The following is a 344-nucleotide window of genomic DNA, read 5'->3' on the forward strand; positions in this document are numbered from 1 at the left end:
CCCGAATTCAACATCTAAGTGCACCACCTATAAAGTATCTACATAACAAAGACTTCCTCTGCTGTTTGATAATTTAATATCTTTCTAGGGCGGCTATTTATTTTATATACTACTTCCGCCAGCTCTTCTTCAGTTATAGTAGAAAAATCGGTCTTTTTTGGAAAGTATCGCCGAATTAAACCATTGGTATGCTCATTGGTTCCCCTTTGCCAGGAGCAATATGGATCAGCAAAATAGATATCTATGCTCAGAGGGTCTTCTAGCTCTTTAAATAAAGAAAATTCCTTTCCATTGTCGAGTGTTAAAGTCCTACGTTTATTTGGTGGGATTTCGCTAAACATTAT

The 344-nt window shown here is 36.6% G+C and carries 1 protein-coding gene; it reads right to left on the reverse strand.

Translation table 11 applies throughout. The features are described from left to right. Positions 1-38: 38 nt before the first annotated feature. A partial coding sequence (locus L1077_RS27265; protein ID WP_237139896.1) for an IS30 family transposase occupies positions 39-344 on the reverse strand: 306 nt, incomplete at its 5' end.

This window comes from Pseudoalteromonas luteoviolacea, from assembly GCF_021654285.1.
Taxonomy (GTDB): Bacteria; Pseudomonadota; Gammaproteobacteria; order Enterobacterales; family Alteromonadaceae; genus Pseudoalteromonas; species Pseudoalteromonas luteoviolacea_J.